The sequence below is a fragment of the Candidatus Roseilinea sp. NK_OTU-006 genome (assembly GCF_012931985.1).
Lineage (GTDB): Bacteria > Chloroflexota > Anaerolineae > J036 > Brachytrichaceae > JAAFGM01.
Genome location: NZ_JAAFGM010000014.1, coordinates 17054 through 39838 on the forward strand (window position 1 = coordinate 17054; position 22785 = coordinate 39838).

Sequence of the window (22785 nt, forward strand, 5' to 3'; positions counted from 1 at the left end):
CAACGATTGTGTAGCGTGAACCTATGGTAACTCAAATTGCTCGTTGGCGCGTTTCTGCGCCAGCTTCTCACGATTCTGACGTCGGCGCAGCTCCGCCGCTTGCGTTTTGCTCGGCAACTTGGCATCCTCAATCGCAACCCACTCGGTCGCGCGTTCGTTCAACGCCGCTTCTTCGGACTCGCTGCCCTCGGCGTCCTCGACTTCCTCGACTTCCTCCTCTTCTTCGTTATAACCCGCGGCTCGGTCGGCAGCGCGCTCGGCCTCGATGCGCTGTTGTGTTGACTTCAGATGCGCCGCCGCCAATGTCGCCGGCGTCGGCGCAATGACGGCGACCAGCGCCTTGCCTTCGAGATTCGGCGCGACTTCCACGAATCCGATGTCCGATAGCTCCTGCACAAATCGGTCGATCAGTTTGAGCGCCACATGCTGATGCGCGACCTCACGACCGCGGAAGCGCAGATTGAGCTTGACCTTGTTGCCCGCTTGGAGGAAGCGCCGCGCTGCACGAATTTTGAACGCCAGATGATGTTCGGTCGTCTTGGGGCGCAGTTGCACCCCTTTCACCTCAATCGTCTTTTGGCTTTTTCTTGCTGCGCGCTCCTTCTTCTCCCTTTCGTAGATGAAGCGCCCGTAGTCTATGATTCGACATACCGGTGGGTCGGCGTTCGGCGCAACCTCGATAAGATCCATGCACATGTTTCGCGCTAGTTCTAGCGCGTCGCGCGTGTCCACGATGCCCTTGTTTGTGCCATCCGGCATAATCACGCGCACCTGCGGCGCACGGATTTGGTTGTTGATTCGAAAGGTTTGCTGCGGCGACACTCGATTCGATCTTTGCTGCGCGATATTCTCATTCCTCCCCCGCCAAGCGGGACTTACATCGGTTGGACGCGCATTATAGCCAAGCGCCGGAGTAGTTCAAGACGGTAACCTTTCTAGGCGTCAGACGCATGTCCGCGCCCTGCCGCCAACCCCTTACGGATACAACCCGCGCGTCTGGGTTGCCTCGGCCACTCGGCCGATGCCGAGCACCAGCGCGCTGGTGCGCAGGTCCAGGTTCATGCGGATGGACTGCTCGTACACGTCGTGGAAGCTGCGCACCATGATGCGCTCCAGGCGATGGGTGACATCGTCTTCTTCCCAGAACAGTTGCTGCAGGCTTTGCACCCACTCGAAGTAACTCACGATGACGCCGCCGGCGTTGCACAAGATGTCGGGGATGACGAGCACGTTGTTCGCCATCAGGATTTCGTCGGCTTCGGGCGTGGTCGGGCCGTTTGCGCCTTCGGCCACGACGCGGGCTTTGATCCTGTCCGCGTTTGCGCGCGTGATTTGGTTTTCCGTGGCAGCCGGCACCAGCACATCACAGGGCAGCTCGAGCAATTCGGCGTTGGTGATTCTATCGCCGCCGTCGAACCCCTGCACGGTTGAATGCTCGCGCACATAGCGGCGCAGGCGCGGGATGTCCAGGCCCTTGGGGTTGTAAATGCCTCCCTCGACGTCGCTCACCGCGATCACCCTGCACCCCATTTCGTGCGCCGTCTGCGCCGTGATCGAGCCAACGTTGCCGAAGCCCTGCACGACTACGCTGATGCCGTCGAAGTCCCAACCGAAGGTGCGGTACGCTTCGCGCACGGTGAACATGATGCCCCGGCCGGTCGCCTCAAAACGCCCGGCCGAGCCGCCGATGTTAATCGGCTTGCCGGTGACGATGGCCGGCACGGAGTAGCCACGGTGCATGGAATAGGTGTCCATGATCCAGGCCATGATCTGCGGGTTCGTGCCCATGTCCGGCGCGGGGATATCGCCTTCCGGGCTAATGAACGAGGAGATTTCGGTCGTGTAACGGCGCGTCAACCCTTCCAGCTCGCGCAGCGAAAGCTCTTTGGGGTTGCACACCACGCCGCCTTTCGCGCCGCCATACGGGATGTTCACCACGGCGCATTTCCACGTCATCCACATCGCCAGCGCGCGCACCTCGTCCAGGTCAACGGTCGGCGCGTAGCGGATGCCGCCTTTCGTCGGTCCGCGCGCCGTGTTGTGGTGGACGCGATAGCCCGTAAAGCGGCGGACCTCGCCGTTGTCCATCTTCACAGGAAAGTTGACGGTGAGTTCGCGCTTGCAGGAACGCAGCGTATCGGCCAGCCCGGGATCCAGGTTGAGGATTTGGGCAGCGCGATCGAACTGGGCGAGCGCTGTCGCATACGCCCCCTCTCGCTTTTCGGTTGCCCGGCGCTGCGACGGCGGGGGGAACTCGACGCCGTTGATCTGCAGCAACGCTGAAGACGGGCGCAGCGGGTCTATGATCGTCATGGATCATCCTCCGAATGGCTTAGCATTGCATCTCAATCGCGCAGCGTTTTCTGCGGCGCGTTCGCCCATGCATCTCGGCACGGCACTTTAAGATTGTATTACATCCCGCATCATCGAAGCATCCGTGCGGCCCATCCATTGTCACGGCGCGCTGATCCCGTATACTAATGGGCGTGATGCACCTGGCTGTGCGCGACGGAAGCATCCGGCTCAATCCGCGCGATCCGCACTTCTATAACAATCCCTACCCCTACTACGACACCATGCGGCAACTGCCGCAGCCGTTCCACTGGGAAGACTTCGACCTATGGTGCTTTGCGCGCTGGGAGGATGTGAACGCCCTGCTGCGCGATCGGCGCTTCGGTCGGCAGATCACGCACCTGCGCACGCGCGAGGAGCTGGGCTGGCCGCCCATCCCAGAGGCACTGCGACCGTTCTACGACGTGGACAACGCGACGATGATCCAAATGGAGCCGCCCGAGCACACCCGGTTGCGCGGATTGGTGCAGAAAGCCTTCATGGCGCGACAAATCGAGAGCTTGCGCCCTCGCATTCAGGCGCTGTGCGATCAGCTCGTTGACGCGATGCTTGCTCAGGGAGAGGTGGACCTGCTGCCGGCCTATGCCACGCCGATCCCCGTCGTCACCATCGCCAACATGCTCGGCGTGCCGGTCGAGATGAGCGACCATCTGCTGAACTGGTCGCATGCGATGGTCGCCATGTATGAGCTGGGCCGAACCGCCGAACAGGAACGTCGAGCGGTGCAAGCCACGCAGGAGTTCTATGCCTATCTGAGTGAGCTGGTGCAGGCGCGCCGCCGCAAACCGACCGACGACCTGATCACCCGGCTGATCGAAGCCGAGGATCAGGGGAATCGGCTGACCGAACACGAGCTGATCTCCGGTTGTATGCAACTGCTGAACGCCGGCCACGAAGCCACCGTGAATGTGATCGGCAACGGCGTGTTCGCCCTGCTGACGCATCGCGACCAGTGGGAGAAGCTGGTCGCTGATCCGTCGCTGAGTCGGCTCGCCGCCGAGGAGCTGATGCGCTTCGACACGCCGTTGCATCTGTTCACCCGGTGGGTGCTGGACGACTTGAGCTGGAACGGGCACAGCTTCAAATTCGGCGACACAATCGCGCTTTTGCTCGGCGCCGCCAACCGAGACCCGCGCCGCTTTGCAAACCCCGACACGTTGGACATCACGCGCGCCGACAACCCTCACGTCTCGTTCGGCGGCGGCATCCACTTCTGCGTGGGCGCGCCGCTGGCGCGGCTGGAGCTGGATGTTGCGCTGGGCACGCTGGCGAGGCGCGTCCCGCGCCTGGAACTGCTGGAGCAGCCGGAGTATCGCAACGCCTACCACTTCCACGGGCTAAAGTCGTTGCGCGTGCGGGTGGGGGGCTAATCGAGCGGCGCAGTGCCCAGCCCCTTCATCAAAACAGGAGTAACCCCCAAAGCCGGCTACTGCGCGGGTTTGCAGTTATTTGCGTAACGTTGAGCGATCACCTCTACCCACTGAGGAAGCGCCAGAGAGCCGACGAAGGGATTGGCGAACTTGACCCGGGTCGCCAGGGGAAGATTGGGGGCGCTAAAGTAGCCGAAGCCGGCCGGGGTGGCGCGCTGCGCCTCACCTGGCGGCACGCGCAGGCTCATGGCGCTGCTCTGAGCAGCGCCTACCAAAAATCGGCCTCTCAGCGTGCCAAGCCATGTTTGGTTGTATAGCACGCGCGTAAGCGCATCTTCGCCGATGGAGGCCAAGATGTGAAACTTACAGTCTTTGGATTGCCGCACCAGCGTGGACATCTGTGTGGCGAGCCACGGTGGAGGCGTCGTGTCCTTCAGCTTGGAGAGATTGTCCAACGCCAAAATAATCGTTGGGGCATCTTGCAATTGCCCTTTATGCTCTTGACGTTGTGAGATTTCTTGATCGAGCTCAGTTAGCATCGGCTCGAGGTCCGCGATGCCCTGCGCAAACAATTTGCGGTGGGGCAGCGCGCTGATCATACTCAGCCCCTCTTCTGCGAAGTCGTCTAAATCACACATGAACAAGCGCAGGGCGTCCGGCGGATGCCATTCCGCCATCGCCACCAGCCAACTCAGTAGCAGAGTCGTCTTCCCGCCTCCGGGTGGCCCATAGATCAGGAAATGCAGCCCATCTTTCATCGGCACACGAAGCAGGCTAAGCGTGTCCGTCGTCAGCGCGATGGGAGGCTCACCTTCGCCAGGCGTTTGGCGCCCCTGCTCCAGCAGCTCACACAGGGGCAGCACCTCGGGCAAAGTGCGTATAGGGCCCGGCGTGGCGCCACGCCAGGCCGCCCGCATTCGTCCGCCTAACGCGCGGAGCAGCTCAGTCTGCTCCGCTTCAGACTCCGTGCGCACAGGCAGCGCGGTCTGGAACTCTAAGGGTGGACTGCGGCGCACAAGACCACGACCGGGTAGCGCCGCCGGACGAATCGCCGCGCGTCCAACGATGGAGGCGTAGTCGCCGGGGTCAGTTTGTTGGAAGGTGACCGTCAGCGCCGCATTGCTGCTGATGCGCGGCTTAATGGACGTCGCGCTGCCGCCGACGATCACGAAGTGAATTCCCTGCCCGGCGCACTCACGCATCAACTGCTCGAGTTGCGTCTCCTGCTCAGGATGTGCTTCCGCAAAGGTTGGGTAGCCGTCTATCAGAACTACAACGGCTGGCAGAGCGGGATGCGACGGATCACGCTGGCGAAGCTCTAGATAAGCGCGGAAGTTGGATACGCCGACCTGGTTAAAATGCTGCCGACGGCGCTCTGCCTCTGCCTGCAACCATCTGAAGAGACGAACGACTTTCTCCGTCTCACCGCGAGCGATGACATCTGCGGTATGCGGGAATTCGCGGAGCACACTCAGCGCGCGCGCGCCAAAGTCGAGCGCGTATAGATGAATTTCCTCCGGCGTGTGATCCATGGCTAGGCTAAGCGCCAGGGTCAGCAGGAAAGTGGTTTTGCCGCTGCTCGGCATACCATAGACCAGCAGATGAGTCGGTGGATCGTCGAGAGGAATGTATAAGCGCTCTTGCCGGCGTTCGCGCGGATCATCCATGAGGCCAACCAGCGGGCTGAGCCAGCGCCGAGCAGGCCGCCACTCTTGCTTAGACTCATCCCAGCCCGAGTCCGCGGGATAGAACAGCGGCTTGACCCGTAGCTGATCGTGCGCTTTGTCCAGCAACGCAAGCGGCTCTTCTCTCGGATCTGGCAACGGCGGAATCCAGATCGAGTCCACCTTCCTTAGTTTGAGTTGCTGAGCGGTGTCACAGATGTGACTCACCAACGCGACCAGTTGCGTCTGCTCGGGCGCCTTTGAGCGCACGGCGTCGGGCATATTCAGCCGCCTACGCCGGCCATTGAGCTCAACTTCAAAGACTGGTTCCGGCAAGCCGGCGCCGCCCTCGATGTATGGCGCATTGGCATATGCAGCTTGGAAGCGAAGGAAAAGCTCGCCACTACCCACCTGCAGATAGGCCTGTCCTGAGCGCGTCAGCCGGGCGGCATCAGGACGCTTGAGCATTTCGTTGCTGTCGGATGGGCTTTCGACGCGCAGACAGATGCGAAAGCGCGAGTTGCTCCAGATTTGCTCGTTGACGACGCCGCTCGGCTTCTGGGTGGCAAGAATCAGGTGCACGCCCAGGCTGCGCCCGACCCGAGCCGTGCGTACGAGCTGACGGATGAACTCGGGTTGATTCTGCGCTAGCTCGGCGAACTCATCCACGATGATCACCAGGCGAGGCAACGGCGGCAGGTTCCGATCCTGCGCGCAGTGGCGCTGATAATCGTCTATGTAATTCACCCCGATCGTCTGAAAGCGCTCTTGTCGGCGCTGGATTTCGCTCTGCAGCGCGAGCAGCGCGCGCTGAGACAAGCTCTCGTCGGCGAGATTAGTGATGATCCCCGCGACGTGTGGCATGTCTCTAAAGACATCGGCCGTGCCGCCGCCCTTGTAGTCCACTAGTAAGAACGAGAGCACCTGAGGACTAAAGTGAGCGGCCAGCGACGCGATCAACGACTGGAGTAGCTCGCTCTTGCCCGAGCCGGTTGCGCCGGCAACCAAGCCGTGCGGCCCATGGCTGGGTTGTCCACGAGGATCATCGCGATCGTGCAGATTCAGGTGCACAAGATTGCCGCTCTCATCGCGCCCGATCGGCACTGCTAGCGTCTGCGAGTTGCGCTCGAACGGCCGATTGCGTTGCCAGGCTCTAGCGACGTCAATGTCCCGCACACTATAGATGCGCTGCGACTGACTCTCCCAGAGCTGGAAGAGAGTCACCGTTTCGCCTGGGGATTCAGCGCCTCCTTCCTCCGACTGCTGCTCCCAGAAGCGCATCAGCAACTCGGCAAAAACTTCCATAGGGCCTGGCTCAGGGGCCGAATCTGGACGCAGATCGGTTGCCGCCATAGGCTGAACGCGGCGTAGGATCGCTTTTTGGGGGCTACATTCGACGATCCAATTGCACTCTCGCGGCAGTGAGTCGGATGAGCTGGCCATGGCTATCAAATGGACGTTGGGCCGGCTGGCAACCAGCCGGCGCAGTATTTCATTAGCGCTAGGAACTGCGTCCAGATCAACCAAGATCACGACATGCGGTTGCAAACCGGCTTCTTGCTCGGACGCGCTAGGAGTCGCGAATGCGCGACACAGTTCATCTACGCGCTCCGCTATGTCGCGCGCAGTTGCTGCGAGCAGACAGTGTGAGCGTCCCGGTGTCCAGACGTGGGGCAACCAACGCAACCATCGCCAGTGCCAACCTTGAGTATCGTTGAGAGGCAACGCGCCGGCAACATACACGCTACCCGGCCCGTGCAAGGCAGCGATTTGGGCAATCCAACCAGCAGCCATGGGCTGCACATCGCGCGGCGCTCCGATGAGGCCAACGATGTTGAGCGTAGACACCGGCAGCACCACCGGCGCATTGCTGACAGACCGAGCCTGCGCTTTGACCCTCTGGGCCTCGTTGAAGAGATCATCCTGCGGCTGGTTCGGATCCGGCTCCTGAAGCTTGACCTCGACCGGCGCATGCAACGTGCCCAATCCACAGCGCAAGACCAGGAAATCCCCATGGCGCGTATCCCGCTGCCACAGAGCCGCTTCGCGGCGCATCACAATTTGATAGCACTCGATCGGCGATGGAAATCGCGCAAGGCGCTGCCTGACGTGCGCATCCAGCAGATCTTTCAGCTCGGCCTCGCAGCGGTTGAGGTAGCCTAAATAGCGCTCACGTCGTTCGGTCGCGGTCTGCTCATATTGTTGCTGCTGAAAACGATAGTTCAGCCAGCTTGTGAGCACCGACATGAGCATGAAGCCCACCATAGCGAAGTTCATCAGTAGCTGGGCAGGAGCCACCGCGCTGGTCAGCGCAACTAGCAACATGGCGATCGCAGACAACCCCATGAACACGCCGGGTAACAGCAACAGCATGAGGTTGATCGCCGGCGGCGCAGGCGGCGGCGAAGGTGGCCGAATCTCGAACTCGGTCTTCAGAGTGGACTCGGCAAACGGGGAGTGTTGTGGCGTGGAACTCATGGGCTGTGAAGACTAACTTGGTTGTCCTGATCTACAACGATGAGATACCGATGGTCATGACTGAGCAGCACACTGCGCAGGCCGGATACTGGCTTGCGGCTGTCGCACAACTCAAGCGACCGTCCAACGTCATTCACCTGCCAGGTCTGCACACTGCCATCGGCCAAACCCACCCACGCCTTGTGTGACTTGGCATCGTAGGCCATCGAGACCGGCCGGCTCGCGGGCTGTTCTACCCTCAGGATTGTTGGCTCACGCTTGTTGAGGGCCACCCAGACCCACGTCATCGGTTCGGCAAACAGGATCAGCGCCCCGCTTGTATCTGCTTCCTCGACGGTCGCAGCACCGACGATGTGAGCCGCTGTGTCCAGCTTAGTCTCGAAGACCGGCTTTGTATCGTCGAGATGCCGGATTTCTAACGCCGCGTTGGCATATAGCTGCAAGCAATATTGGTCGTCGAGCCAGTGCAACAAACGTACCGGCTTGCCGATGGACGGTAGCTCTTGCGCTGGCTCAAGGTCGGGCACGCGAAACCAATACACATTGCCCTCTTCTGTGCCCGCTGCGGCTGTCGTCCGATTGAGCGCTAAGCTTGTGATGGCGGACCGCAGGCGACGATTTGCCTGACCATACCAACCCGTATCGTTAAACTCCCAAAGGGCAATTTGCGCATTTTTTAGAGCACAAAGGATGAACGAATCACATGTCGCCAGCTTGAGGATAGGGAGTGTTACAACAGGCGACTCCTGCCAGCTCTGCTTTTCAGCATCCCATAGACGCACCCCCCACTCGCCCGAAACGGCGAGCGCGCGCCCCCCTAGAACCCACGCGGCACCACTGGGCACGCCGATTGGAGCGGCCGGTGCCGGCTGAGGCGACGCCGGTTCACGCTCAAGCTTCAAGTACAACTCCAAGGGCCGACCGGGCTGGATCGAGGCGCATACCTTACCCACGCGTTCGTTCTCCGCTAACAGGATTCCGTCGCAACGCAGCTCGTATCTTGCGCTCGCTTCGGGTGACTCGACAGGGGCAAAAACGTGTCCAACAGCTTCGGCGAGTCGTCCGATGGATAGATCGGCAGGCGCTTCGACCAGCCGCTCTTTGCCTGCATATACCACGCGCACCAGAATACGTCGAGCCATGCTTACAGCGCCTAAGAGGAATTATGGCCTCTAAACTCAAAGTTAAGAGGAGATTGCGCGTTATGCCAGAACGTAGATCATTTCGCCGTCAGGTGTGATCGCGATACTGCGCAATCGTCGTCCAAGCCTCTGCCACGAGACGAGCACGCCGCGATTGACTGCGTCTTCGATAGCATCGCTGATCACAGGCAGGTCTGACGCGCCAATGCTGACAACGATAATGCTGGGAATACCATCCGGCGCTGTCAACCAAACAACCATACTCACCGGCTGGCTCCAGAACACGCGCAATCCTAGCTCCACGCGGTTAGTAGTCGGGCCAAGCACCACGTCAGAGACGGTCATCAAGCCGAAGGTGACATGTTCGGCTGCCGCTCCGGCGATGCGCTGCGCCTCAGACCGAGAAAGGCGATTCTCCACACCCGCAGCAGGCAGAGACCAGGTTTGCTCCGCGCTGAGATAGCCCTCCAGGCGATCGGCGACAATCATCGCCAATATCAAGCATGCGCAGATGAGCAAAAGCGCTGCCGCACCCACAGCGGCCAGCAGCGGCAACACGAAGCGGCGCGCCGCTTGCTGCAGAGCGCGCTCGAGCTGTCGAGCAGGCAACCAGACGATTGCTCGCTCGATCGCTTCGCGCATTTCACGAGCGCTCTGAAAGCGATAGAGGGGATTCTTTGCCGTGGCCCGCGCGATCACGTTGAGCGTCTCCGCTGAAACCTGGCGGACTAAAGGCGGAAGTGATGCGGTAGCATGCAAGCGAACAAGTTCGCTTGGTGATTCGCTCTCAAAAGGGGGCGCGCCCGCTAACATCTCGTAGAGCACGATCCCTAGCCCGTAGATATCACTGCGCACATCGGCACGTCCCTGCGCCTGCTCCGGCGCCGCATACTTAGGTGTCCCAAGCACAAGCAACTGGCCGGCTGCGCCTGCGGGAATCACGGCCTCTTCGACGTTCTCGGCAACGCTAAAGTCGGCGAGCTTCGCCGCACCGCGCGTGGCCATAAACAAAATGTTGCTCGGCTTGATGTCGCGATGAATAATGCCTTCTGCATGAACATATTCCAATGCGCTGGCGACACATCGCGCGACCCTTAATGCATCCCGCTCACTCATGCGTTGGTTTCGCTTTTTGAGATCGGCAAGGCGCTGCTGCAATGTGCCGCCGGCCGCGTACGGCATAATGATGATGTAAGTGTCATCGCTCAACTGCCCCGCGTCCAGCACTTCAATGAGATTCGGGTGATGCAGGCGCTGCATCAGCTCGGCTTCACGCACAAGCGCGCGGGCCAGGTTCTGACTGGTTTGTGACACAGGGCGGAACAGTTTGATCGCTACGCGCTGCTTCCCTCGCCGACCCTCATACACCTCGCTCATCCCGCCGGTGGCGATCTGCCGAATGAGCGCGATCCCGCGCGCTTCGAGTAACTGCGCCACAACTGGTGAAGGAGAAGGAGCAGGGACCTGACTCATGCTCGTGCGCTCTTCTAGCAAGGAATGCCAGCCGTGCCTTTGAAGCACAGCCGCCACGTTTTACCTCCACTGATAACGCGGGCCTGCACGGCGGGTTCAGCGGTTAGAAAGGCGGCCACTTCAACGCTGGCCGTTTGGCCGGGGAGAATCGGACTATAGCTGCCATACAACAAACATGTGTTGAGTGGACTGCCCTGATTGAAGAGCTTCACCGACCAGTTCGTCAAGGCTGTTTTGCCGACGTTCCGAATGGTCAAGGAGACTTTATAGCGCCATACAGGCTGACGGTCATTGAACTGGCTGCAGCCATCGGCGCTGGTAGGCATCCCCCAGCGTTCTTGACCGCTTACCCCCCTCAGCTCTAAGATTGCGCCGGGCTGGGGTGTTGGTGTCTCAGGCGGCGTTTGCGCCAACTCCTCTTGCGCCGGTTGGGCATCAGGTATAGGCGTCACCGTGGAAACCGACGATGCGTATGCTGGTGTCGGAGGCCACGCGAGCGTCACAGTCGCCTGTGGATTTCGTATCCTATCCCTGTCCATGGCTATCGGTATGAGCGCCGAAGCTTCTGTTGTTTGGACCGACGCGGTGCCTGCCCGAGTCTCTCGCGGCGTTACGGTGACAAAGGGCGGTAGCCCCGTAGGGATCGCCCGCTCCATCATGGGGGCGTCCTCGCTCCCTCTGCTCAGCGCGAGCCATGCACCGCTCGCCAACGCAACAACCAGCGCTAGCGCCGCCAGCAACCCGCCTAGCGCCGCCAGCGGCCTGCCTGTCGCCGCCCGCGCCTTGCTCTGTCGCCCAGTCTGCCCATTAACCGCTTCTTCCAACCGCTGTGCGAATTCGCTGGCCGTCTTCCACCGCTTGTCCGGCGCATTCGCCATCGCTCGCATCACTACGTCCGAGACCGGACGCGGCACCGCGCGGTTCACTTTGTGAAGCGGGCGTATGGGTTGCTCCACTGTGCGATCCGCTGGCTCCAGCACATCGCGTGGCGGCCGCCCACACAGCGCAAAATATGCCACCGCGCCCAGCGCATACACGTCGGCGCTAGGCGCCGCCGGCGTTTTACCCTTCCATTGCTCCGGCGCGCAATACAACGGGGTGCCCTCTTTAGCCATCCCGCGCATCCCGATGCGCCTCGCCAGGCTAAAATCTATAAGCACTGCTTGAAGATTTGCTTGTTGGTTGTGGTTGTCCAGCATGATGATGTTCGCCGGCGTCACGTCGCGATGCACGATGCTCTTCTCGTGCAGCGCCTTCAGCGCCTCGGCTATCTGGGTGACGATCTGACAAACCTCAGCGGGGGGCAGCGCACAACGCTGCCGGTTCACACGAGCTTCGAGACTCTCGCCGTCCAACCAGGGCATCGTGTAATACAGCTCATTAGCGTCGCTATACTCTAGGACGCTAACAATGTTCGGATGCTTGACCCCCAAGAGCAGATTGAGCTCTCGACGAAAGTTTTTCGCTGTGGCTTCGTCCGAGCTGACCGGCCGTTTCAGCGCAACCCGTCTATTTTGCTGATCGTACGCAATACACACTTCGTTCAAACGGCCTTGCCAGATTATCCTATCAATGTTGTATTTATTCGGCATAGCCTCTCTAATTCGGTAGAAGCTGAACAAACAGAACTATGGCATCGGCGTCGGCGTTGCAGGATCAGCCGAAGGTGGAGGAGTAGTAGGTTCAGGCAAAGGTGTCGGTGTGTCCGGTACAGGCACCGGTGTGGTGGGCGCGGGTAACTGTGTTGGCGTCGGCGGCGAGGGTGGGGGCGGTTGCACCGACTCAGGTGGTTGAGCCGCGGGAGGCGCCGCAGGAGAAGTCGGTTGCGGGCTCGGCGAAGCTGTGAGCGTGGGAGTGCGCACAGCCGTCGGCGTCGCCGGATTTCTCGTAGGCGTGGGCACCAGCGCAGCGAGCGTCGCCGTCGTCCGTGGTGATAAGCCGCCGGCTGCCTTGTCAGTCGCGCTTGACGTGGGGGAGGTGGGCGCTTGCCCGCTATCCAAACCGCTCGGCATCAACTTGCTGCCGGGCAGGGGGCTGGCTACGCTGGTCGGCGAGCTGGGGCGAGGCAGCGGTTCAGCGCTGTCGGTAGCAGTAATTAGGCTCCACAATGCGACGCCTAAGATAATCAGCAGCGCAGTGCCTCCTACAATCCGGGTCAACCGAAACAACGGTTTGCCCGCGAAAGGGAGCGCGATCGCGGGCACGCCGTAATCGAGCACTGCGGCTGTGACGTTATCTTTAACGTCTGGGCTGCGCGCTGCCTGCGCAACAAGGAGCTCCGCCGCCTGCTGCGCAGACGCTGGCCGATTCAACACCTGCTCGATCTGTTCCTCGCTTAGCGCGGTGTATAGCCCATCCGTACACAGCAGTATGCGATCGCCGGGCCTGAGCAACTCTAGGCGATGGTCCAGTTGCCCGTTCGCAGCGGGGCCTAATGACCGCGTGATGATGTTGCGATAGCTAACACGGGCGACATCACTCATCGCGATGAGTCCCCGATTGGCGTCTTCAACAACGGTGCTGTGATCACTGGTCAGGAGGCGCAAGCGACCTCCTCGGAAGATGTATGCGCGACTATCACCCGCGTAGGCGATATAGAGACGGTCGCCTTGGACACAGGCAGCGACGATCGTCGTCGCCATCTGAGGCTGATGGCGATGCTCAGCGATCTGGAGAATTGCTTCATTCGCCTGGCCAATCGCCCACTCCAGACGTTCACGAGGCGAAGTGGGGCCGTCGCTGCGATAGAAAGCGTCTTGGCTTGCCGATGCGGCAACCTGCGCAGCTTCGCCCCCGCCGGCAGCGCCACCTACGCCATCGCAGACAACCACCAGCACACCGAATTGGCGCTTATTCTGCTCAGCGGCGTTCGGCAAGCTGTAGCTATCCTGGTTGTCGGGGCGTGGCCCACGGTTCGTATGCGCCCCCCACTGCAGAGATACATACCTCTGCGCCCTGTCCGCTTGCGAACCGGAATGACCAGCAGTCAGGACGATCGTCTTATTGGCCGAATTCATGTTTACTATCTCCTGTGCTAGCGCTCACCGAGCTGGCTGCCAGCCTAGCGCACAACTTTGAAACGAATTTCAGCAGGGCTTGCTAGACCGACGAAGTGCAATCGCACAATGTAGCTTGTGTTCGGTCGAAGTCCGCCAAAAGCGCTCGCATCAAGACGGATATAGCCTCGTGTCTGCTCCGGCAGCATCGTCCGCGGCCTGGCGGTGTAGCCTCGGCGCATCGTTTCCACGAGCCGGAGCTGAGCGCTTGGCGGATCCCAGCTCACGTAAATTGCCTGCTGTCGAGTGAACTCACTCATTGCATAAGCGCACCGCTCCTGCGAGTAATTAAAGTCTTTCTCGGAGCAAACAGTAGCAACCGGCACAACAGCAAGCGTCGCCGTCGGTTGCGGCAGTGGAGCGTTGAGGCGCAGCTCGGGTGCAGGCGGCGTTGTAGCAGCAGCGCCGTCCGGCGCGCTGCCCTGGACGAAGCCGTCAGATGAAGGCGCGAACTGCGATGCGCCGCTGTGCGCCGGTGGCAAGCCTGGGCTGCCGAGCAAATTGTTCGCCCGTGCGCCGATCAGCACAATCAATGCGATCAACAAAGCAACGACAACAGCAGCAACGCCCAGGTATCTTGTGGATAAATCTTCCTTCCGAAGGGCAATGACCAAAGCGGTGGCGTTATCGCCAGCATCACGTTCATGAGCAGCTTCCACAAGGCGTCGGGCCAGTGACTTCGGCGGAGTCCGAGCGATAAGCCACTCCATCTGCGCCGCAGGTAAGGCTGACCAGACGCCGTCAGTACAAGCGACGACAACGTCACCTGGCTCAATCGGGTGCTCACACACATCCGGCTCTACTTGAGGCTCAGGCCCAACGGCGCGTAGCAAGACATGGCGCATCGCTCCCCCCCAATCGGCTTCCTCTCCGGCTGCAACAGTCCACGAGTGATCTCGAGTCAGCGCTTGCAGGCGCCCCCGCCGCCAGAGATATACGCGCACGTCGCCGACATGCGCGATGGTCAGCGTATTTTGGTTCAGCACGCCCGCTGCGAGCGCACAACCCACCTGACCGCCCTTCAACTCATCTGGCTGGCCGGTATGTGTTGCATGCGCATGAATGTCTGCATTAGCCCGAGCAATCGCCAAACGAAGTCTTTCAGCGGCCGATTGCGTCGCTGCGGAAGCAGGCTGGGTATGCAGCGCGTCGGCGATGATGCGAGTCGCTGTTTGAGCCGCCCACCTACCATCTCGCCCGCCCCCCATACCATCGGCGACGACGAAACCAAGCTCCTCTCTGGACGAGATGGATTCACCGCACCAGTAGGCGTCCTGGTTCTCATCGCGATTGCCAATCGCAGAATAAGCGCTGCTCGACCGCTTGAGCAACTTGTGAGCGCTTGATGACGCACAACGGCGGCTTGCCATGACCTGAATCAAGGTTTGACCTCCGTTTCAATATTGGCAAATGTGATGCGGTCACCGGGGCGCACCTCGACGCGTTCGCTACTGCGCAATTTTCGGCCATTAAGAAAGGTGCCCGAGCTTGAGCCAAGATCGGTGAGGAAGACCGTGTCGTTCTCGAGGGTAAATTCGGCGTGCTTGCGTGAGATGTGCGGGCTGTTGAGCTGAATGAAGGTCTGGCTACCGTCAGGCTCTCTGCCCACGCGCACGCGCTCGGCGCCTTGGATGCCGATAGGGAACAGCCGGCCGCGCTGTTCCCCGCCAAGGATCTCTAACCGGTACTTGCCTTGCGGAAGCACAACTGTCAGGTTGCTTGCCCGCTCTGCCGACGGCGACAAGATCACCTGAGTGGGATCGGTTGAAGATACGGCGAGCGACCGCGCCGGCTCATACGATGACACCACCACGTTGTTGTTGACAGGCTCAACAACCGTCGCATCGAAGGCGCGGCGACGAGAGATCGCATAAACCGCAACCGATGCGATCACGACCAGAACCGCCAGGCTGCCGACGACCAACCAGGGTATGGTTCGGCCTGCAGGAAGGGGCTGCGTATTCCCGCCCCCCAGAAAGTTCCCAGACGTTGGGCGAGATGAGACCGTAAAAGCAAACTCCTGCTCATCACGGTTCTCGGACGTGTCAGGCACGCCGTAGGCGCGCACGATGAGCTTATGAGTTTCCTCACTCTTCAGGCGCTCCGTATCCAAGTCAACCGCGAAGGGCGGTTGCCGCGCCGTGAGCACGTTGCCGCTGTCGTCCACTTCGAACTCGACGCGCGAGATGGCGCGTGCGCGAACCTGAGCTTCTAAGCGCACGCTCGGCTTGGGTAAAGGCTGACTGACGTCTACCGGCTGCCCTGCACTATCGCTCACGGCGATGCTGATGATCTGCGGCCGCACGGGCGGACGCGCCGTGATGACGGCCACAGCGCCGGTCTGGGTCGCGTTGGGCAAGGTGAGGCGCACCCCGAGGGGATACTGCGCATTGTCGGGCGCTAACTTAGCCTGTAAGGCTAAGCGATACTGGGTCTTTAGCAGGCGGCGTATTTCTTCCAGGGCTTGCTGAAGTTGCTCGGCGTTATCAACACGCTGAAAGGTCGCCTCCGTCTCAAACACCACTCGTTTGAGGTACTCCTCCGCCTGCGATGCCCCGACGGCAATGGCGAAGAGCGGCGTGCGGTCGCTCACCGCGCGCGCGATCGTATCTTCAGCCTTAAACGTGCGGCTGCTGCCCTGGTCGCGCCCGTCACTAATAATCACCACTGCGCGGCGAGCTATGGTCGTCTGGTCGGCGATAAGGAGCGCTTTATACACAGCATCGTAGAGCGGCGTAGCCTGTCTGGCTGTCGCCCGACGAATAATGTTGCGCACCAAGTTGCGATCCGTCGTCGCCAAAGACTCGCGCGCCTCGCTGAGGGACAAGTTGCGCGGGTCGTTGCCGATCTCAACCGGGCCGCTCACGACCAGAATCCCGACCGCATCGCGCTGCGATTCGGGAATCTGCTGATCGGTGATGGCCAAGTCCCGCATAAAGGTGTCAATGCCGATGCGCACCTGCTCCGCCGCTCCCCCCAAGGCGCTGCTGAAATCCACGACTAAGATGAGTCCAACCGGGACAGCGCCTTCGATACTCTCTTGCCAGGTCAGTCCTTCAAAGGTGTCTGTGCGGTCGGCCAGCCGAACGTTCACCTGCTCCTGGCTGATGCCTCGCAGGGGCACATTCGTTTTATTGCCGAACACCGTCGCGGTGCAGGTGATGGTTGGATAGTCGTCATCGTCGCAGATCAACTGCAGCGTGTCGCGTTCACCGATTGTCTGACTGTAGGCCGCATTCGGGATGAATGTCCAAACGACACTCATCGCAGCCGCGATGCGCAAAGCAATTGCTCTCATACCCTTGCCTCTACAGAACTGTCAGCGTTGTCTTGCCGATGCGAATCCGATCGCCTTTGCCGAGCAGAGTCGGCTCATCCAGGAGTGTGTCATCAATGTAGATTAACAAGGACTTCTGGGCTGGCGGTTCGATTCTCCAGAAACCGTCCTGCTGATAAACGAAGCGTCCGTGCTCGCGACGCGAGATAGCGCTATCGTCAGGCGCGATCAGCTCGCGCGTGATATGCATCTGAGGCGGAGCGATTGTCAACACTGTGCCGTCGGACCGCTGTAACTTCAGAGGCTCGTTGAACTGTGATCCGGCAAAGGCGCGTTGAACCGATTGACTGGCGAGGCTGCCAAGATGAAACGATTCTTTGTAACCAAATGCCCGAGCCATCTCCAAGGCATCTTTGAAGCGCTCCTGAGGTCGCTTGTTCAGCGCTCGCAGGATCGCCGTCTCGATATCGTCGGGGATATCCGGCACAAGCTCCCTCGGCCTGGGCGGTGGGAGGCGGATGTGGGCCTTAACAAGGTCCTCATAATTCCCCTGCTCATACACGAACGGCGGACGACCGGTAAACAGATGAAAAGCAATGACCCCTAGCGAATACAGGTCGCTTTGTGGGCACAACTGAGTCGGGTCGCACCGGGCGTGCTCGGGCGAAAAGTAGGTCGGGGTTCCGATCAACATGCCATATTGAGTGATGGTTGGATGATGATCGTAGCGCGCCAATCCAAAATCGATCAGCTTACAGCGCTTCTTCTCGTCAAACATCACGTTGTTTGGCGACAAATCGCGGTGGATAATCCCATTTTTGTGAAGAAAATACAGCCCATGGCAGATCTCACCGATCACGCGCACGCGCGAGTCGAGATCGGTCAACTGCGACATCATGTCGCTCAACTTTTTGCCGGGGATAAACTCCTCCACCAAATATGCCGGATCGCTGTCTGCGTTTCCATCTAGCAATCGCACGCAGTGAGGATGAGATAGCGCTAGTCCTAGATGCAGCCAATCGCGTATCTTGCGGCGCATATACTGCTGTACTCGAACGTCCGTTTGGACCGTGAGCACTTTGAGCGCCACGGTTTGGTTGTTTCTGAGATCGGTGGCGCGATAGACGGTCATGAATCCGCCCCTGCCCACTTTCGGGCCGATTTCGTAGCGCCCCAGCCTAGAGAGACTGTTTTGATTGGGCACGCTTGAATGAGGGGAAGCAGGCGCAGGCGGCACAACGCCGTTGCTATTTGCCAACGCGAAGACCGTTCGCCCGATGCGAAAGCGATCGCCGGGCGCAAGCAACTTTTGGAAGATGCGCCGACCGTCATCACTGTAAACGCCATTCATACTTCGATTGTCGACTAGCATGAGCTTGGTGTCGCTGCTTTCCTCGACTGCGATATACGCATGGTGGCGGGAGACGGTTGGTTCATTCTTCAGGTGCACCGCGCATGAGTCACTGCGCCCAATGTAGAACGGTGTTCGATTGATGTGGAATGCCTTGCCCTTGTGCTCACCTTCCAGAACAACCAGCTTGTAGATGGGTCGGACGAGTCTGAAGCCGCGCCGTGCAGCAGTAATCCTGATCAGGCGCGCAATGAGGACGGCCAGCACGAGCAACAACGCGCCGATGAGCAAAAAGGGAAGCAACTCGTCCATCATGGGCATCGCAGCCGGCTAAACGCCTGCTTAGCCAACGCTCTGTGCAAGCGTCGGCTAAGCAGGTCACGTGAACGGCACTATCGTCCATCAGAGACGATGGTGCTCTGGGCAATGATTTTGGCCTTGTTCTCCGCTTCCTCAATCTCCTGGGCAGTGCGCCGCAGCGCTTCGCTAATCTCGCGCAGCATCGGTGGCGTGTCCTTCAGCTTGTTCTGGCAATTGTGCAACTCTGGCATGAACGCCGCCTCGGCAGCTCCTTCCCAGCAGGCAAGCAAATCCTCCATCTGCCTGTTGAGATTCGCGAGAATAATCTCGATGTCAGACGCCCGCATCCGGAAGTCCTCGGACGCTGCGCGCATCTCCGAATAGGTTATGCGAATCTGTGCCATAGGTCTGTCCTCCTGTCGCCCTAACTGTGATCTGGATACTCACGATTTAGTAGTTGTCGGAAGTGATGATGGTTGACATCTGAGCACGCATACGCTCCTCGGCGGCGCGAATCTCATCGGCGATGCGAGTGAGCGCCGTGGCAATCTCCTGCAGCATCCTGGGCGTATCGGCGAGCTTGCGCCGGCAAGATTCCCACTCCTGCCTGAAGGCTTGCTCGGCTATGCCGTCCCAGCTCGCATCGAGCTGGTTGATGCGCCCTTCAAGCGCGCGCAGGATATCCCCGATCTCACCTGCCTGCTGCCCAAAGGCCCCGGCGACGCGATACATTGTTTGGTAGTCAATTCGAATCCTGTCCATGCCTTTCCTCCTGTGTTTGTTGGATGTGCGGCTGCGCTCAGTTTCGCGCTACACCCCTAAGATATTTGAACTCGCCTCGTCTTGCTTGATGTCGGGCGGAGAATTTTCTCCGGCAGGTGCCTGACCGGCCTGGCTCAAAGCCTGCTTGACCTGGTCGAACCAGACCGACAACAGATTGGCGCTCTGTGCCGGCGTGAGCTGGTAGGCCGGCAGCACCTGATCGGTTTGGCCCATCGGAAACCACCACAAGACGTCTGCGCCGCGGACGAACCGCCATCCAGAAAGCTGGAGATTGACGCCGTGATCGCTCATGGCGACCAGGGCAACTTCGCCGCGGGTGCCAGCGTGGTTCAGCGCTTGCACCAGTGCGCGAGCGCCGGCAGATTCGAAGCCGGCCGCGACCAGATTGATAACAGCATCGTCCGGGCTGGCGCCGGCTTGCTCGAGGATGCGGGCGAACAAAGCTAGGGTGATCCGCGCAGCCGGCCCCGGCAACTCACCTCCCTCCGGCGCCGGCAACCCTAGCCGCTCGGCAAGCCGGAGCATCGCCTCGTCGCGCGCGTGCAGCCAGAAGTCATAAACCACCTCATGGCGCCTCTCCTGCACGACTACACTGCCGTTCGCCAAGTAAAGCGCGCCCGCAGCGGTCGAACAGGCGTATTGGAAGAACAGCGGCGCGTCTGCTATCCGGGCGAACAAGTCACGCAAAGCCGGCAGCGGCTGCACGCCATCCTTCGCCGGGGTCTCCTCGAGCAGCCCACGGGCCAACAGCGTGTGTCCTGCGGTGGTCAAACGTTGTTCAAGGAGGGGGCGCTGGTCTACCTGTTCGCCCATGTCTGTGCGCAACAGAAGATGCGCAGCGCGCGGGTTTCCCTGCAAGGCCCACAAGTAGGCCAGCTCTTCGAGGGCAAAAGTATAGAGCGGCTTCATCGCCAAACCTCCCAAGATCGTGATGGGCGAGCAGAACCCGTGTTTGGATTGAAAAGTTGATCCAAATCGCGACTGAGGGGCTCGACCAAATCATGGACATCGTTCACGATTTTCTGCGTAGTTGCCGTCAGGTTCGACTTGAATGAGTCTATGTGAGTATCAAGAAAGTTGATCGTCGTTTCATTGTCTATTGCCCGCGACACCACTTCCCCTACAACGTAGGACGTGACAAGCTTCGCCGCCCCCATGCCAACCGCGTACCAAAGTGGCGCGCCAATCGGACAGATCGCGGTCAGCACGGCAGTCACGCCGATACCTGCTAAATGGCCAGCAGCTACGCTGACGACAGGGGCTGCGGCTTTGACAATTATTGCTGCCTCACGCTTATCCGTAAAATCCGGGGCCGTTGCTGCTTGATAGACGCCTATTGGAACATCTTGTAATAAAGAGAGAACTAATCCGGAACGCCCTGTTAATGCGCGCGATCCCAGTCCCAGGCCCAGGCCGCCAAGGCTAACTAGGGCACCCGTAGTGTCGCCTTTCGACAGCGATTCCCCCACCCACATCAGATGCGGGATTGCATCGAGAAGCGCTAAAGGCCTGGCCACTTTGTAGAGATCTACTGTCGTCAACCTATGCACGAAATCGCGCTGGTTTTTGGCGACACCACCCAAAATGCCCAACGCATCAGGGCTGATCTGTCCGTATAAAATGCTAAAGGTTAGATAACCGCCGCTATTCATCTTTATTTCGCTTATGTTTAAAAGCCCGAGTGAGAACAATAATCGGCCGAGATCAAGCAAGTCACCGGCAACTTCGGCCAGCGATGGAGGGTTAGAATTACCGCCGCCAGAGCTGCTTTCCGGGCAGCGGAAAATCGCAGCCGCACGACGATCGGCATCTTCTAGTGCGTCAGCCGTGAGGCGCAGCGCCGTAGCCAGCTCGGCGCATATCTGCTGCGAACGGCTTAGCTCGGCAAACGCGCGCCGGCACAACGCCGCCACGTCTGACTCCGCAACAAAGTCATTTGCCTCAGAAAGCTCGCACCAGCGTTGGCGCAACACATCTGCGGCACGCTCAATCCGACCGCCATGCTGTTCGATTAGGCTGGCCGCTTGGCGCAGATCACCTAGACTGACAAATAACGGCGGCGCGCTAGACATAAGCTATCTTTTTGCTCCTCCTGATGCGCGAATTCAAGCCTCTTCGCGTAAGAGTCTAGAGTGGTTTGACCGTTCTTGCTAGACGTTTCGCGGAGAGTCTTCTTAGCTGGGGCGTAATAGCAGCAGAGTGCAGGTCAAGACCTGGCGCCGCGACCGAGGCGCAAACCGTCTCCTGTCGGCTGAGGCTTAGGGCGGGTGTGCAACACATAGCCCTCGTGGTAACCCTCGATGTATCGTTTGCCATCCTGACCAGTCTGATCCGTGATCTTCTTGCGCACGCGCTTGACCAGCTCCTGGACATTGCTGCTGTTACCAACGCCATTGAAGATGTGCTTAATGATCTCGTCGTTGCTACAGTGCTTCCCCCGCACTGCTTCCAGCAACCGCACCAGCCTGATCTCCTGATCGGAGAGTTCGAGTCGTTTTTGACCTATCCAGACCTCGCCCGAATTGAGCACGCGCAGTTGGTCTTCCGGATAATTGGCGACAACCGTGGTGTGGCTCTCCGTCAGGAACGTCGTCTCATCACTGCCGCGATTGACGATGACGATTGTGTGATCAAGCATCAAGCCAATACACACCCGGTCGCCATGACATAGCTTGACGCGCTTTCCCTTGACCAACTGACCGTTGACGCGCGTGCCGTTTCGGCTTTGATCTTGGAGATACCAATCTCCCCCCTCGTAGATTAACAGTGCATGCTGTCGCGAGACCGTCTGATCAGATAGTTGTATCCTTGCGGCTTTATCGCGTCCGATCAAGCAGGGTGTGTGCTCATCCTCGATCTCATAGGATAGCCCCCTGTTGCTGAGTGGAACTAAAGTTAATCTCGACCGATATGCCATACCCGCCTCCTGCTCAGCCATCTTGCCGCTGTTCTATTCAGTTAAGCGCGTCAAAGTAAAAAAATATCATTACCTACACGCGCCGTTATTTTATAGAACTTCCGCTTCAGCGGGAGTAAAAGCCTGGCGCGGCCAGTTCCGCTCGCAAAGAATCGCTCAACAAATCCTGTTTGGTTTGGTAAATTGTCTTTCTAGGTGACCTGGCTTTCATCTTCAAAGAAAGCCAGGCTTGATAGCAGCAAGCAATGTGGTTTTGTTGTGAACGCGCGTTGCAACACCGGCACTTTTCGGTTCCGGTTGGCTGCTTGAGCCTCCGATGCCGTGCTTCGACCTGCCGGCGCACGTCGCTCGCTTCTTGGGCGGCTGCGTGGTCAACGTCTCATCTGGGCAATTGGCAATCACCCGGTCAACGTCGCCATGTGTGGCCAACACCGTGAATATTCGCACGTTGAAGGGGACTTCGTTCAGCCTGACCATCACCCCATGTTCCAGACGCTCCGTCGCCCATTCCATCTCATCCCGACGGAGCCGACCGCCTTCTTTCCTCGAACTGACCATCCGGTTGCTATTCCGAGTCGTGGGGAAGTCAACCCCAGATCGCTCGCAAACGCGGTCTATCGGC

General features: G+C 59.7%; 17 protein-coding genes. 1 reads left to right on the forward strand and 16 read right to left on the reverse strand.

Annotated features, from left to right (window positions below):
• Nucleotides 1-21: 21 nt before the first annotated feature.
• Entirely contained in the window at nt 22-822 is an 801-nt protein-coding gene (infC, locus tag GXH28_RS09085) for a translation initiation factor IF-3 (protein ID WP_169238714.1), read from the reverse strand.
• Between the two features lie 153 nt (nt 823-975).
• A complete protein-coding gene (locus GXH28_RS09090) occupies nt 976-2313 on the reverse strand; it encodes a Glu/Leu/Phe/Val family dehydrogenase (RefSeq protein ID WP_169238715.1) in 1338 nt (445 codons plus the stop codon).
• A 176-nt stretch (nt 2314-2489) separates the two neighbouring features.
• Here GXH28_RS09090 and GXH28_RS09095 point away from each other — a divergent pair, with 176 nt between their 5' ends.
• Entirely contained in the window at nt 2490-3722 is a 1233-nt protein-coding gene (locus GXH28_RS09095) for a cytochrome P450 (protein ID WP_169238745.1), read from the forward strand.
• 56 nt (nt 3723-3778) lie between these two features.
• On the opposite strand, the gene essC is transcribed toward GXH28_RS09095, so the two are convergent.
• From essC to GXH28_RS09165, 14 genes are all read right to left on the reverse strand, one after another.
• On the reverse strand, nt 3779-7864 hold the full coding sequence (gene essC, locus GXH28_RS09100; RefSeq protein ID WP_169238716.1) for a type VII secretion protein EssC: 4086 nt from the start codon (nt 7862-7864) through the stop codon (nt 3779-3781).
• A complete protein-coding gene (locus GXH28_RS09105; protein ID WP_169238717.1) occupies nt 7861-8988 on the reverse strand; it encodes a hypothetical protein in 1128 nt (375 codons plus the stop codon). Before GXH28_RS09105 ends, essC begins: the two co-directional genes overlap by 4 nt.
• A 78-nt stretch (nt 8989-9066) precedes the next feature.
• The gene (locus GXH28_RS09110; protein WP_169238718.1) at nt 9067-10479 is read right to left on the reverse strand and encodes a serine/threonine-protein kinase; all 1413 of its coding nucleotides are present in this window, start codon (nt 10477-10479) and stop codon (nt 9067-9069) included.
• 14 nt (nt 10480-10493) lie between these two features.
• On the reverse strand, nt 10494-12071 hold the full coding sequence (locus GXH28_RS09115) for a serine/threonine protein kinase (RefSeq protein WP_169238719.1): 1578 nt from the start codon (nt 12069-12071) through the stop codon (nt 10494-10496).
• Nucleotides 12072-12107: 36 nt separating this feature from the next.
• Nucleotides 12108-13496 (reverse strand): PP2C family protein-serine/threonine phosphatase, encoded by a 1389-nt coding sequence (locus tag GXH28_RS09120; protein WP_255464558.1) that lies wholly within the window; start codon nt 13494-13496, stop codon nt 12108-12110.
• 44 nt (nt 13497-13540) lie between these two features.
• Complete coding sequence (locus GXH28_RS09125) at nt 13541-14866, reverse strand: PP2C family protein-serine/threonine phosphatase (protein WP_169238721.1); 1326 nt, start codon at nt 14864-14866, stop codon at nt 13541-13543.
• Between the two features lie 47 nt (nt 14867-14913).
• Nucleotides 14914-16833: an FHA domain-containing protein gene (locus GXH28_RS09130; RefSeq protein WP_169238722.1), complete on the reverse strand. Its 1920-nt coding sequence runs from the start codon at nt 16831-16833 to the stop codon at nt 14914-14916.
• 10 nt (nt 16834-16843) lie between these two features.
• Nucleotides 16844-18478, reverse strand: a complete 1635-nt coding sequence (locus tag GXH28_RS09135) for a protein kinase domain-containing protein (protein WP_169238723.1) — start codon at nt 18476-18478, stop codon at nt 16844-16846.
• A 77-nt stretch (nt 18479-18555) separates the two neighbouring features.
• Nucleotides 18556-18867: a WXG100 family type VII secretion target gene (locus GXH28_RS09140; RefSeq protein ID WP_169238724.1), complete on the reverse strand. Its 312-nt coding sequence runs from the start codon at nt 18865-18867 to the stop codon at nt 18556-18558.
• 46 nt (nt 18868-18913) lie between these two features.
• Nucleotides 18914-19225, reverse strand: a complete 312-nt coding sequence (locus tag GXH28_RS09145; protein ID WP_206156779.1) for a WXG100 family type VII secretion target — start codon at nt 19223-19225, stop codon at nt 18914-18916.
• A gap of 48 nt (nt 19226-19273) precedes the next feature.
• Complete coding sequence (locus GXH28_RS09150) at nt 19274-20155, reverse strand: hypothetical protein (RefSeq protein ID WP_169238726.1); 882 nt, start codon at nt 20153-20155, stop codon at nt 19274-19276.
• Nucleotides 20152-21318, reverse strand: coding sequence for a WXG100 family type VII secretion target (locus GXH28_RS09155; protein WP_169238727.1), 1167 nt, complete (start codon nt 21316-21318; stop codon nt 20152-20154). The genes GXH28_RS09150 and GXH28_RS09155 overlap by 4 nt, the downstream gene beginning before the upstream one ends.
• A gap of 134 nt (nt 21319-21452) precedes the next feature.
• On the reverse strand, nt 21453-22184 hold the full coding sequence (locus GXH28_RS09160) for an FHA domain-containing protein (protein ID WP_169238728.1): 732 nt from the start codon (nt 22182-22184) through the stop codon (nt 21453-21455).
• 192 nt (nt 22185-22376) lie between these two features.
• Nucleotides 22377-22676, reverse strand: a complete 300-nt coding sequence (locus GXH28_RS09165) for a hypothetical protein (RefSeq protein ID WP_169238729.1) — start codon at nt 22674-22676, stop codon at nt 22377-22379.
• Nucleotides 22677-22785 lie beyond the last annotated feature (109 nt).